This window comes from Acinetobacter sp. Marseille-Q1618 (genome assembly GCF_902809855.1).
GTDB lineage: Bacteria > Pseudomonadota > Gammaproteobacteria > Pseudomonadales > Moraxellaceae > Acinetobacter.
Genome location: NZ_CADDWJ010000001.1, coordinates 738,833 through 752,528 on the forward strand (window position 1 = coordinate 738,833; position 13,696 = coordinate 752,528).

General features: G+C 36.8%; 12 protein-coding genes. 6 read left to right on the top strand and 6 right to left on the bottom strand.

Features of this window, described 5'->3' with window-relative positions; translation table 11 throughout:
• Positions 1–40: 40 nt before the first annotated feature.
• Genes HUS24_RS03380 through HUS24_RS03395 form a run of 4 tightly spaced genes read right to left on the bottom strand, consistent with a single transcriptional unit; the run spans position 41 to position 4,419 of the window.
• Positions 41–1,519 carry an NAD(P)/FAD-dependent oxidoreductase gene (locus HUS24_RS03380; protein WP_173910636.1) on the bottom strand — a complete coding sequence of 493 codons (1,479 nt, stop codon included), beginning with the start codon at positions 1,517–1,519 and terminating at the stop codon, positions 41–43.
• Positions 1,520–1,544: 25 nt separating this feature from the next.
• Positions 1,545–2,450, bottom strand: coding sequence for an alpha/beta fold hydrolase (locus tag HUS24_RS03385; protein ID WP_173911386.1), 906 nt, complete (start codon positions 2,448–2,450; stop codon positions 1,545–1,547).
• A gap of 1 nt (position 2,451) precedes the next feature.
• Positions 2,452–3,360: a metal-dependent hydrolase gene (locus HUS24_RS03390; RefSeq protein ID WP_173910637.1), complete on the bottom strand. Its 909-nt coding sequence runs from the start codon at positions 3,358–3,360 to the stop codon at positions 2,452–2,454.
• Between the two features lie 18 nt (positions 3,361–3,378).
• The gene (locus HUS24_RS03395; RefSeq protein ID WP_173910638.1) at positions 3,379–4,419 is read right to left on the bottom strand and encodes an NAD-dependent epimerase/dehydratase family protein; all 1,041 of its coding nucleotides are present in this window, start codon (positions 4,417–4,419) and stop codon (positions 3,379–3,381) included.
• 146 nt (positions 4,420–4,565) lie between these two features.
• Here HUS24_RS03395 and HUS24_RS03400 point away from each other — a divergent pair, with 146 nt between their 5' ends.
• The 6 genes from HUS24_RS03400 (at position 4,566) to HUS24_RS03425 (ending at position 11,580) form a co-directional block, all read left to right on the top strand.
• The gene (locus HUS24_RS03400; protein WP_173911387.1) at positions 4,566–5,588 is read left to right on the top strand and encodes an AraC family transcriptional regulator; all 1,023 of its coding nucleotides are present in this window, start codon (positions 4,566–4,568) and stop codon (positions 5,586–5,588) included.
• A 119-nt stretch (positions 5,589–5,707) separates the two neighbouring features.
• Entirely contained in the window at positions 5,708–6,268 is a 561-nt protein-coding gene (locus tag HUS24_RS03405; protein WP_173910639.1) for a 1-acyl-sn-glycerol-3-phosphate acyltransferase, read from the top strand.
• A 111-nt stretch (positions 6,269–6,379) separates the two neighbouring features.
• Positions 6,380–7,129 carry a YebC/PmpR family DNA-binding transcriptional regulator gene (locus tag HUS24_RS03410; RefSeq protein ID WP_173910640.1) on the top strand — a complete coding sequence of 250 codons (750 nt, stop codon included), beginning with the start codon at positions 6,380–6,382 and terminating at the stop codon, positions 7,127–7,129.
• A 454-nt stretch (positions 7,130–7,583) separates the two neighbouring features.
• Positions 7,584–10,193, top strand: a complete 2,610-nt coding sequence (pepN, locus tag HUS24_RS03415; protein ID WP_173910641.1) for an aminopeptidase N — start codon at positions 7,584–7,586, stop codon at positions 10,191–10,193.
• A gap of 276 nt (positions 10,194–10,469) precedes the next feature.
• The gene (locus tag HUS24_RS03420) at positions 10,470–10,808 is read left to right on the top strand and encodes a hypothetical protein (protein WP_173910642.1); all 339 of its coding nucleotides are present in this window, start codon (positions 10,470–10,472) and stop codon (positions 10,806–10,808) included.
• Between the two features lie 22 nt (positions 10,809–10,830).
• A complete protein-coding gene (locus HUS24_RS03425) occupies positions 10,831–11,580 on the top strand; it encodes a GGDEF domain-containing protein (RefSeq protein WP_173910643.1) in 750 nt (249 codons plus the stop codon).
• Positions 11,581–11,675: 95 nt separating this feature from the next.
• Here HUS24_RS03425 and HUS24_RS03430 read toward each other — a convergent pair whose 3' ends face one another.
• Positions 11,676–12,548, bottom strand: coding sequence for an NAD(P)-dependent oxidoreductase (locus tag HUS24_RS03430; protein ID WP_173910644.1), 873 nt, complete (start codon positions 12,546–12,548; stop codon positions 11,676–11,678).
• A gap of 3 nt (positions 12,549–12,551) precedes the next feature.
• The gene (locus tag HUS24_RS03435; RefSeq protein WP_173910645.1) at positions 12,552–13,649 is read right to left on the bottom strand and encodes an alpha/beta fold hydrolase; all 1,098 of its coding nucleotides are present in this window, start codon (positions 13,647–13,649) and stop codon (positions 12,552–12,554) included.
• Positions 13,650–13,696: the final 47 nt, after the last annotated feature.

Consider the following 13,696-nt stretch of genomic DNA (forward strand, 5'->3'; position numbering starts at 1 on the left):
GCTCACTTCAACCAAGTGAGCTTTAAAATTTATAAATTATTTAGTGCGTTGTATTATATTCTTTCAAATTGACCTGATTTAATTTACGTTTAATCACAAAGCCGAATTCAGGCCAAATAATATGATTACGTCCTGCATCGTCTAGATAATAGCTTTTACATACATCAGGTCGCACAGGCATTTTCACTAAGCGTTTATCAATTTTACTGTTAAATTGATCTTGGATCACTTGCTTGACTTCAATACGTTTTAATCCCTTATTCATCAGTTTCTTAATGGTTTTTGCAATATAAATCGACTGTTGTTCAGAAGTCCACATCACAGATCCTACTGTATTTTGCGAGTTAGGCCCCAGCATCATAAACATATTCGGGAAACCATGAATTGCCATACCCATATAGGCACGTGGTTTACGTTGCCATGTTTGGCTTAATGTTTTTTGATTTTTCCCTTGAATAATACTGTAAATTGCAGGTTCAGCGACCGCATAACCCGTACCAAAAATGATGGTATCTACCGCAATTTCTTGACCATCCTCACCCACAACACCATTTTCAGTAATATGCGATAAGCCTTGAAATAACACACTCACATTCGGTTTTGCTAAAGCGCTGTACCAATTGTTTGAGAATAAAGGACGCTTACATCCTAAGGTATGATCAGGAGTGAGCTTTTCACGCATTGTTGTATCTTTGATACTTAGATGAATATTTAACTTACCTAGTGCATGGAGTTTTTGCATGATTTTTTCATTCATAAAAACAGGCAAAGAAGGTTCTAAACTCCACAGAGCACTTTCACGAATGACTTTTTCAAGCAGAGGAACTTTTTTGAATGCTGTTTTTACGAGCTTTGGAACAGCAAAATCAGGCTTAGGCAGTACCCAAGAAGGTGTACGCTGAAAACTATAAATATGTCCAGTTTTGGGCTGAATTGCAGGTAAGAACTGAATGGCAGATGCACCACAGCCAATAACTGCCACTTTTTCACCTGTTAAATCATGTTGGTGATTCCATTTTCCTGAATGAAACATCGTACCTTTAAACTTTTCCTGACCTGGGAAGCTAGGCATTTTTGCCTCGCCAATAAAACCAGTAGCAGGTACAAAAAACTGAGCAACATACTCTTGACCATCACGAGTTTGGATATTCCAAACTTTTTGAGTTTCATTCCAGATGGCTTGAGTTACTTCAGTATTGAGTTTGATTTGTTCTAAAATTTTAAATTTAGTTGCAACACCTTCTAAATATTCACGAATTTCAGCTTGTGGTGCATAAGTTCTTGACCAGTTTGGATTGGGTGCATAGCCCAAAGAATACATTTCACTTGGCACATCACAGAATAAACCAGGATAATCATTCAGTGCCCAAGTCCCCCCAATACGGCTTGCCATATCTAAAATGATCGTGTTGCGAATGCCTTTTTCATTCAGTTTAATACAAGTACTTAAACCTGAAGGTCCTGCACCAATAATTAAAACATCAACGTGTCGTATGTTGTTTTGATCTGTTTTTTTCATATCTTTTAAACTCTAAAATGCTGAATTAGTTTGTAAATGCTGAATTGGCTTGAAAATGTTGAAGCAGATGCGCAGCAACCTCAAAGGGTTGTTCTGCCTGTAAAAAATGCCCACAATCCTGAAGATAAGCCGTGTTTAGATCAGCTTGGAAATATTGCGACTTGGCTAAAGTTCGATGCAGTTTGATGTTCATACAACCATCATCCAAACCTGCAAGCGCAAGCGTGGGGACAGCAATCGGTGCAAAAAGTTGCTGATTGGCAGTGAGATTCTTACGTTGATGGATCGCAAATAAGTTGCGGTAATAACGTGTTGCTGCCCATGCAATTTGACGCTGCTTAAAAATCTGTCGTGTCGCCGCAAAATCTTGCTCTGAAAATTGCCAAGTCGGAGACCATTCTTTCCAGATATTCTCAACAAATTTTGCTTGATTTTTGGCGAGTAAATACGGTGCAATTTTTGATTGCATCAGCAGCATATATGAGGACATCAGCAATTGTTTTGGCATCGCTGAAATGGCTTTATATAAAAACTGCATTTCTGGAATCGGTGGTACTGCTAACAAACTGATACTTTTCAGATGTTCAGGATGTTGGCTTGCATATGCCATCGCAATCGCTGCGCCCCAATCATGTCCAACCAGATGACACGTTGAAATATTGAGAGATTGCAACCATGCACGCACATCCGAAGCTGCTGAAGCAATGCCGTAATGTGCATTTTTATTGACAGATTCAAGTGTATAGCCACGAAGCCAAGGGACAAGCACTTGATAACCTGCATGCACAAGTTCAGGGTAAACTTGGTCCCAACTGCGTGGTGTATCAGGAAAACCATGCAGTAAAATCACCAAAGGATGATTTGCATCACCATATAGATTGGCAGTCAAACGTAATTGATCGACATTGATATGAAGTAATTTTCCTTGCATCTCAACCTGCCTGTGCAATTCGTGCTGCATTAGATTTCTCTAAATAAGCCAGTGCTTTTTTCACATCACCATCATGTTCAGGGTGATAACTCAAAGTCGACCAATGTTTCAGTGATTTAAAAATCATGCTTAAACTCGGTACACGATTCTGCTTGGAAGACTGATGAAATTGTTTTAAGGCGCGAATCGGATTTTTAAAGGCATATTTTTTGGCGTTGGCATGTGGGTCGATATGACACAGATAAGATGCCGTTCCTAGCCAACCGATTGCCATGACAGGGAAGGCAATTGCAGCACTGCTTTGACGCAATACATAGGCACTTAAACCATCACCAACAAGCCCACGAAAGGCATCATACGCCACCGTACGATGTTCAACTTCTTCCGCACCATGCCAACGTAAAATGTCGAGCATCACAGGATCGGCATTGTCCAAACCATCGGCATCCAAAACCCACGTACCAAAGGAACAGAAATAATGCTCCCATACTGCAATCATGCCCATACGATAAGCCAGCCATAATTTTTGTAGCTGCGCTGTTGGGAGTGTTATACCCAAAGGCTGATCTGACAAAATATCTTTAAATGCCCAATCCAGAAATTTTTTATAATCCTGAATGTTAATATCGTGTTTACGGAAATATTGCTCAGCACCTTGATGTGCCATTGCATGTGCGCCTTCTTGTGCGATAAACCCTTTAATATCTGCAACTAAGTTTGGGTCAGACACATGCTGTAAGGTTTGATTTGCCAAACGACAAAACCAATGCTCAATTTGGGTAATGGCGATATTCAGCACATTCATGACATGCGTTGCATAAGCATCGCCCTCGATCCAATGCACAGGGGTTTGGCTAAAATCAAACTTTAAACGTCGTGCGGTAATTTGATGATTGATAAATTCGCCCATCACAAAACTCCTAACCTTTTAAATTGAAATATTTTCAATTTTTTTGATTAATGATTTATTGTGGATATAGCCATTTTGCGCAAACCATTGCAGTGAATCCCGAATGGCGATTTCAATCGGTGTTTGTGGCAAACCAAGTTCTGAAATGGCTTTACTACAGTTGAATGACGTCCCCATTTGACCAATTTTGGCTGCGGATGGCGTGACAAGGGGGGCTTTATGAGTAATATGCTCCGTAACCCACAGCGCTAAATGACCTGCCATTTGTGAAGACACACCTTCAATCAATGATGGAATCGGCATAACAGGACGCCAAACGCCAAGTAAACGATGCACCATTTTCGCCATTTCAATGCCAGATAAATCACGATTACCTAAGATATAAGTTTCGCCTGTACGCCCTTTTTCAGCAGCAAGTAAATGTCCTTTGGCTACATCACGGACATCGACCATATTGTTGATTGCAGCAGGAACGGCAAGTGCAGGCATCGCTGCTACTGTTAAAATTAACTTTCCTGTTGGCGTTGGTGCAATATCACAAGGACCTACAGGACCTGTTGGGCAGACAATCACAACATCTAAACCACCTGCGGCAAATTGCAATGCGACCTGATGCGCTTCAAACTTAGTCAATACATAGGCATCACCTGTCACGCCCAAAGCGAATGGGCTATTTTCAGTGCCTTGAATGCCTTTCGGTTGACCTGCAAAACACGCACCTGTACTGGTGTAGACCACACGTTTAACACCTGCTTTTTTGGCAGCATTTAAAACGGTACGTGTGCCTTCAACATTCACTTTGCGCATCAGTTCAGGTTTTGCTAACCAAAGTGCATAAATTGCTGCGGTATGAAATACCCAATCACAACCCTTAACTGCCTCGTCCATTTTTGCAGCATCAGTAATGTCTCCAGCAATCAGCTCAACCTCTAGACCTTTTAAATTGTCTAATTTTTCATGAGGTAAATGCAGTACATGTACCTCATGCTGTGCATCAAGCAAGGTTTTTACAATATGTGAGCCAATAAAACCTGCGCCACCTGTTACTAGAACTTTCATGTTTATCTTCCGAAATAGTCTGTGGTATTAAAATAAAATTTTAGTTTTCGGCGACACTATGCTTGAACATGAAACTATGGCATAGTTCATAAGCTGACAGTTTTTACCATTTTACGCCAAGATGACAGAAAAATAAGATGAATCAGATACAGCCTGCATTACCTGGCACTTATGTGCATTTACTCATTGACGTGGTGCAACGTTGGGACATTTCCATCGAACAACTCTTAAAGTCGACCAAAATCCAAGCCGAACAGTTACAACAAACTTTTTGGTATGTGGATTTTATTGAGTTTAATCGCTTACTTGAAAATGCTGAACGACTGACCCATGAACCTGCACTTGGAATTTATTTGGGTTTACAAATGACCGTGTCTTGTCATGGCAGTGTGGGGATGGCTGCAATGGTTTCAAAAAATTTGGGTGAGGCCTTATCTGTGATGGAGCAGTTTATTGGAATGCGCTGTGCAGCACTGAAACCACGTTTAGACATTGAAGGTGACATCGCGTATTTGTACTTAGATCAGCCTTTGCCTGAGTATCGTTTGAATCAAACAGGGTTAATTTTTATGATGCTGGGTTTTGTGCAAATGTCTAAAGCTTTAACAGGGCAAGATTTATCAGGTTGGATAGAGTTTGACTTTGCGCAACCTGAATATTTTGAACGGATTCAGTCTGAACTTCCGACCAAGTTTGTATTTAATCAATCTGTTAATCGTTTAGTTTTTCCCAAGCAACACTTAGAATTTGGTCTAGTCATGGCAGACCCAATGATTGCACGTTTAGCACGTGAACAATGTAAACGTGATATTAACCAGCTCTCGATTAAATTGGGGGAGAAAAATCAAACCAGTTTATTGGTCAAGGAGTTGTTATTTGATGAAGTACAGGGTTTTTTTAAACTGAATGAAGTGGCGGAAAAGCTCAATATTTCTGAGCGGACTTTACAACGTCAACTTTCTGCAGAAGGGACTACATTTTTAAAACTTCAAGATGAAGTCCGAAAAAAACATGCAAAGCTATTATTAAATAATGAAAAAAACTCGATAGAGCAGGTAGCTATACAATTAGGATATTCTGAAACATCTCAATTTACCCGAGCGTTTAAGCGCTGGATGAAAATGACCCCAAAAAACTATCAGATGATCGTAAAAAATAAATTACTTTAAATATAAGTGGCTTGCACATCACTACAAAGGAAATGTAAAACACAAATAATATATCATTGTAATTTTAATGAAATACTTTCAAAATTCGCATTTCCATATCAGTCATGGGTTAGATTTAAATGAAAAAATTAGGTGAACTTGCCTTCAAACTTGCTGGAGTAAAATATCATGTTGAGCCTGATGTCTTAGAAAAAAAACAAGTAATTATTGGTTTTGAACATACTTCAATGATGGATGCAGTCCTTTCATTGGCGATTTTCCAAATTTATAATCTTAAAATTCATACTCTAATTAAAAAAGAACTGTTTAAAGGGCCATTTAAACCTGTGCTTGAGGCATTGGGGGGAATTGCTGTAGATCGTAAATCCAATAAAGACATCGTTTCTCAAATGGTTGAGCATTTCCAAGACAATGATGAATTTAATCTTGTGATTGCACCTGAAGCAACACGTGCTAAAAATGGTGAAGCACGTAAACCTATTCGTACTGGGTTTTGGCATATTGCCAAAGCAGCGAATGTTCCGATTGTGTTGATGTACATCAATAATAAAAATAAGCAGGGCGGGATTTTTGGTAAAATTTATCCAACTGAATTAGAGCATGATTTGGCATTGATCAAAGAGCTTTATAAAAAGCATGCAGATTTGGATATTGTTATTCCAGAAACTCAAAAAAGTTAGTTATTTGTATATTTTCTCAAAAAAAGACACTTTCTCAAAAAAAAGTGCTTATGGTAGAATCACTTTCAATTTGATATGGCATAAGGCCATTCTACAAGGAGCATATTTCGCATGGCGGGTCATTCCAAGTGGGCAAACACCAAGCATCGTAAAGCAAAACAAGATGCGAGCCGCGCTAAAGTTTTCACTAAATTTATCCGTGAAATTGTAACAGCAGCTCGACTTGGCGGTCCAGACGTTGCAAGTAACCCTCGTTTACGTGCTGTAGTAGAAAAAGCATTGGTTGCAAATATGACACGTGACACGATTAACCGTGCTATTCAACGTGGTGCTGGTGGCGAAGATAATGAAGATTTAAAAGAAGTCACTTACGAAGGTTATGGTGTTGGTGGTGTTGCAGTTATTATTGAAACCATGACTGATAACTTGAACCGTACCGTTCCAGAGGTTCGCCATTGTTTCTCTAAAACTGGTGGTAACTTAGGAACTGCAGGCTCTGTGGCTTACATGTTTACCAAGCGTGGTGAGATTACTTTTGAAGATGTGTCTTTAGAAGATAAGATCATGGAAGTTGCTTTAGAAGCAGGTGCTGAAGACATCGAAGTAGCTGAAGATGAAATCTTAGTGATTACGACACCAGAATCATTTGGTGAAGTCCAAGATGCGCTCGCAGCAGCAGGTTTGAAGTCTGATAATGCCGAAGTGGTCATGAATCCATCGACTAAAGCAGAAATCACAGATATTGATCAAGCTAAACAAATCTTGAAAATGATCGATATGTTTGAAGACTTGGATGACGTACAAAACGTATATACCAACGTTGAATTTACGGATGAAGTACTTGCTGAATTAGATGCGTAATCGATTCAAGTAAAATATGTTTTAAAAGGAAACGCCTAATTTAAAATTGGGCGTTTTTCATTTTAATTATTTTTAATTTTTTAGCTTTCTTATTTAATCTAAAATATTTCTATATATTCAATCTGTTTATGCAACGTGATAAAAAAATGATGCTTAAAAATAGCCTAAGCATAATTTTATTTAATAATTGAATAAGTTTTAAATACATTCTCAATCCAATCTTTCAAAAAAACATCAATTTAAAAATTCATCAAATATAAAAATCATTTGTTTAACTAAGACGCTATAAAAATAAGCTTTTGCATATTTTTCATAACACCACGATTGAAAATAAATGTACAAAGACCCATATACAAAAACAAAGCTTTACACAGACAAATTGTGAAATTTGACCTATGATCAAATCACCTCACAGATTATAAGTCTAAATCAGACAATAGGATTAGGACATCATATGAATATCGCCGCAAACCCAGTAATTGAAGCAGATCAAACTGTTTATTTAAAAGACTATCAAAAACCTTCTTATCTTGTTGATTCGATTGATTTAGATATTCAAGTCTATGATGACCATACCAATGTTAATGCCAAACTCGTCATGCAACGTCAGACTGCAGGTGATTTGGTTCTTCTAGGGCGTGACTTAGAATTAAAAAGCATTTCTTTAAACGGTAAACAGTTAACTGAAAATGAATACCAATTAGATGCAGAACAATTAGTTATTCAAAATGCACCTGACCAAGTGATACTTGAAACGTCAGTGGTGATTCATCCTGAATCAAATACTCAGCTTGAAGGTTTGTATCAAGCAGCAGGTGATTTATTTGTGACTCAAAATGAGCCTGAAGGTTTCCGTAAGATTACCTTTTATCCAGATCGCCCCGATGTACTTTCAGTCTTTACTACACGTGTTGAAGCAGATAAAAAATTCCCTGTACTCCTTGCAAATGGTAATTTGATCGAAGCAGGGGAAGCGGGCGAAGGTCGTCATTATACGATTTGGCAAGACCCAACTAAAAAACCGAGTTATTTATTTGCCTGTGTGATTGGTGATTTGGCGGTGCTTAAAGACCGCTATACCACTTCTGAAGGGCGTGATGTTGCTTTGGAAATTTATGCAGAAGAAAAAGACATTCCTAAATGCCACATTGCAATGGAAGCTTTAAAACATTCAATGCGTTGGGATGAAGAGCATTATGGTCGTCCTTATGATCTTGATAATTATATGATTGTAGCAACCAGTGCTTTTAATATGGGAGCAATGGAAAATAAAGGCTTAAATATTTTCAACACTTCATGCGTTTTAGCAGACGAAGAATATACGACTGATGCGGCAATTATGCGTGTTCAATCAGTGATTGCGCATGAATATTTCCATAACTGGACAGGTAATCGTATTACTTGCCGTGATTGGTTCCAATTGTGCTTAAAAGAAGGGTTAACGGTTTTCCGTGATCAATCATTCTCAGAAGATTTACAATCTGCTGCGGTACAACGTATCGATGATGTTGCAGTACTAAAAGCACATCAATTCCCAGAGGATTCAGGGCCATTATCACATCCACCACGTCCTGACCATTTTGTCGAAATTAATAACTTCTATACCGCAACTGTATATGAAAAAGGTGCGGAAATTAACCGTATGATGGCGACTCTGCTCGGTAAAGAGAAATTCCGCCAAGGTACAGATGAATACTTTAAACGTCATGATGGTCAAGCGGTCACGGTTGAGGATTGGATTGCAGCATTAACTGCGGGTTCAGGTGTTGATTTGTCAGCATTTTTAACGTGGTACAACCAACCAGGAACACCAAAGTTAGAAGTACAAGCAACTTATGATGCTACAGCACAAACCTACACCTTGAATTTTAAACAAAGTTTAAAAAGCAATGCTAAATATCCAAATTTAAAAGCAGTGCCGATTCCTGTAGCATTAGCACTTTTTGATGCAAAAACAGGGGAGCAATTGCAACTTAATTCGGAAGCCTTGTTTGAAAATGGCGTCAAAGATGGTGTGTATTTATTTGATCAAAATGAAGCAACTATTCAGTTTACTGGGGTAAAAACTCAGCCTGTAGTATCGTTATTGCGTAGTTTCTCTGCACCTGTAAATCTTGAGTTTGATTATTCAGATGAAGAGCTTGCATTTTTATTGCAATATGAAACCAATGGTTTTAACCAATGGCAAGCTGCTCAAACTTTACTTGAGCGTATTTTACTGAATGGTCATGATGCACAAATTTATCTTGATGCGATTCAAAAAACTTTACCGTTCGTGATTGCCAAAGATCCATTGTTGGCTTCACGTTTGTTTGATGTACCGTCAGAAGGTTATTTGGGTAGTCGTATTGATACAGACTACAATCCTATAATCATCAATGAAGCACGTGAAGCATTATTAAATACTTTGGCACGAGGTTTAGGTGATTTTGTCAAAGATACTTATTTGAGCCTTGATCCTGTCGCACAAAAAGAGTTTTCTCAAGCAATGGGTGTCCGTGCGTTGAAAAATATCATGCTGAATTTTATGGCACGTCAGGGAGATGTTGAAGTTTTTGATTTAGCCTATGAGCAATACCAAAACACAGGCAATATGTCTGAGCGTTTAGGTGCTTTAAAAGTTTTAGTTTGGAATGATGCACCACAAGCTCAAGAAGTTGTACAAGATTTTTATACTCGTTTTAAAGATGAAGCTTTGTCTTTAGACCAATGGTTTATGATTCAAGCAGCACATCCAAAAGCGACAGCCGAAACGATTCAATATTTAACTTCACATGAAGATTATGATTTGGGTGTTCCAAACCGTATTCGCTCTGTGAGTGGTGGTTTAAATGCTAATCCTGTCAATACTTGGAGTTTTGGGGTTCAGCACTTTATCCATCTTGCGCAGTATTTAGATGAGAAAAATCCAATTATTGGTTCTCGCTTATTACAAGCATTATCTCGTTGGTATACTTTGGCTGAGCCACAACGCAGTCAAGTAAAAGCTGAACTCGAAGCATTAAAACCTCAAGTAAAGTCTAAAAATGTCACAGAAACTTTAAATAGTATGTTGAGTGTTTAGTTTAAATATTTGTTATTTGCCTTGTTTTTAGCAGGGCAAATAACAATTTTTAATATAAAATGTAAAAGTTAATTTTAGAGCAAGTTGTTGGTAAATATAAATTTCTACTAAATAAAAATTAATATTAAGTTGAATAAGAAGAATAAGTAAATGAGTGAATAAAAAATATTTATAAATTTGTTTTTTAGATGGTAATATTTAATTTAGATAATTTTATTATCTTTTATTTACAAAATATTTATATTTAAATGCATAATTTCTCATAGGAAATGTAACTTGAATATTCTAAAACAATTTCTAAAAATTGTTGATTGGAACTTGTTTTCGAAAATACAATTAATTTTAGTAACCTCTGTATTTATGGATATAGGGTTGCTTTATATGTCTTTTAAATTAATGCAGCACCCAGTAGCAAATGTGTCTTTTTTATTATTAGCAAATAAAGTGTTGTTTGCTTATATTATGATAGGTTCATTGCTATGTTTGCTTGGTTTTTTATTAAAAAAAATTAATAAGTTTAGCTTATTATATGCACATATTGGTGTGAATTATAACGCAATTTCATTGATGGTAGCAGCTTTTGCAATAGGATTATTAATATTACCAATGGTTTAATTTTTATTGGTAGTTGTTTGATTTGTATGATACTTATCCCAAAAGAGTTTTTTATGTTAGCCTTTTTAATACCACAACGTTATTTATTGGTCTAATTTATTTAACTGTTATAGGTAAAATAAACTATGCTCCTGCATTACAACCATATGTTACGTTTTCAATTGATATTCAAAATTTTTATTTAGTTCATTCTAGTATTTATATGGTGTTTTATTCTGCTTTAATTATTGCTGCTTTAAGCATACTTTTAGAAAGTTGGAATAAGAAAACTAAGCATATTGAAAGGTTGTACTTAACAGATAGTTTAACTGATGTTTTAAATAGAAGAGCTTTAGATAAAATAAAAAATGAAATGATAATTAATGGCTTACCTCAAGATTATGGTTTAATCGTAATTGATGTGGATAATTTTAAACATATAAATGATCAATATGGACATTTTAATGGTGACTTAGTTTTAAAACATGTTGCTCAGATTTTAAAAGATAACTCTAGAGTTTCGGATAGTGTTATTCGTTATGGAGGAGAGGAATTTTTATTATTACTTAAAAATACCAACAAAGAAGATTGTTATCATATCGCGACAAGAATATTAAAAGCTTTAAACCAAACCCCAGTCTGCTTAGATAAGAAACAAGAGTTTATCGTCACTGCAAGTTTTGGGATAGCATATAGTGATGATCAAGTTTTTGATTTTGATAGTTTATTTAAAGTAGCTGATCAGCAGCTCTATTTGGCAAAGTCTTCAGGGAAAAATAAAATTTGTATGTAAAATATCAATAAGTTTTATTATAAAGTTATTCATCATAAAATGCATAGAGCTGTAATCATTAAGCAATGACAGCTCTATTTATTTCCCTATAAAAATTATTCTAAGGTAATTTTACTCCAAGATTCATAGAGTTTTACTGCGGTAGAAAAATCACTATTCGGTTCTGCTAAAGCATTGGCAGCTTGAATTAAGCTTTGGGTTAAACCTATAACAGGCGCTGATAATTTTGCTTCTCGGATTAAGTCTATGGCAATGCCTGTATCTTTAGCCAAAAGCGGTAGGGCAAACGTTAAAGGAAATTCACGGCTGAAAATACGTTGTGGTAAAGCAGTTTCGGTAACACCACTTTTACCACTCGAAGCATTAATACATGCTAAGGCTTCATTTAAATTCACACCATGTGCTTTAAGGGTAGTAAATCCTTCTGCTGCTGCACAAAGATGGACAGCCATCATCATATTGTTAATGGCTTTGACGGCAAAACCCGCACCAGAGCCACCCACAAGTTTAATCAGTTTACCCATCGCTTGCATTGCAGGCAGGGCTTGTTCAAAAGCGTTTTGATCTCCACCCACCATAAAGGTCAGCGTTGCATTTTCTGCGCCAATAGTTTGTCCACTAACAGGTGCATCTAAAAAATGAACACCTTGCTCAGCTAAGTATTTCGCTTGATTTTTGGCTGATTCGGGCACACCACTGGTACAGTCTACCCAAATACTGCCTTGTTTAAGCTGTGCTTGTGACAAAATTTCATCAACTTCTAGACTGGTGGGTAAGCAAGAAAAAATCACATCAGCCTGAGTGGCTTTTTGCAAATCAACAGCGTGTGTACCATATTCAGCTGCATGTTGTTTGGCTTTGTCCTGATTTCTATTCCATACATAGACTTCATTAAAATGTTTAGGTAAGTGTGCAGCCATACGATAGCCCATTGCGCCTAAGCCAATAAATGCAACTGATTGGATCATTATTTAGTCCTTAAATTTTGTTGAACGTTCATCTAACCATTGGGCAAGCATCGGCCAAAATTCTTCAGCACTTTTTAAACTCGACATCAGTCCCAAATGCCCACCAGGAATAAGAGTAAACGTGACATCACTACTATTTGTCAATTGGCTCAAAGGCTTAACCGAAGCTGCTGTGACCATTTGATCATTCATTCCTGCACCAACCAATAAAGAACAATCAATATTTTTTAATTCAATAATTTTATCTCGTAATCGAATTGTGCCTTTTTTTAGTGGATTTTGCAGCCAAATATTAAACAACATGTCTTGGTTTACGCCACCCGGATAATCAATCATATGATTTAAAAAATTCCCCAAAGTTGCATGTTCATGTAAAAGCTGTTCATTGTCTAGATTTAATAGAAGCTGCTTATGTCCTTCATACCAACCTTTTGGGTCTAAAATTTTAAAACCAATTGCATTTAAAATACCAGGCGTGTGAAGTACCTTTTTAGGAATGATGCCGTGGTAGATGGTTTTTTGGATTTTACGATTTTTAGACAACAGCATATTAAGATGTTTATACAACTTACCAATACCCCCTGATGAATAGCTGTCAATCGGACTGCCTAAAACAATCAGGTTTTTGACATAATTGGGCTGTCTAAGTGCTGTATAAAGCAGTACAAAAATGCCTGCCATGCTCCAACCATGCAAAGAAATTTGTTCACTTTTAGAATGTTCACGAATTCTATTTATACAATAGGGAATTGCTTCATCAATAAAGTTTAAAAAATTGAGATAACGATGTTTATAGCTTAATTTGCCCCAATCCAATAAATAAACATCAAAACCTTGTTCAGTAAAATACTTAATCAAAGAGCGGTAAGGATATAAGTCATAAATCGACATATTAATCGCAAGTGGCGCAACAAAAACCAGCGGTTCTTGGTATTTTCGTTCAGCTGCCGCATAAAAACGAATTTTGGCATGATTGTATTGAGCAATCACTTCATAGGGGGTACTTTGTGATAAAACTAATGATTTACCATTGAAAATACGTCTAGACAGGTTTTTAATTTTGCTCGAATGAACTTGGGAAATACTCTTTAATTGTTCCATGAGGCTTTTTTGTCCAAAAATCATAAAAGTTTGATCGAAGTCTAAGC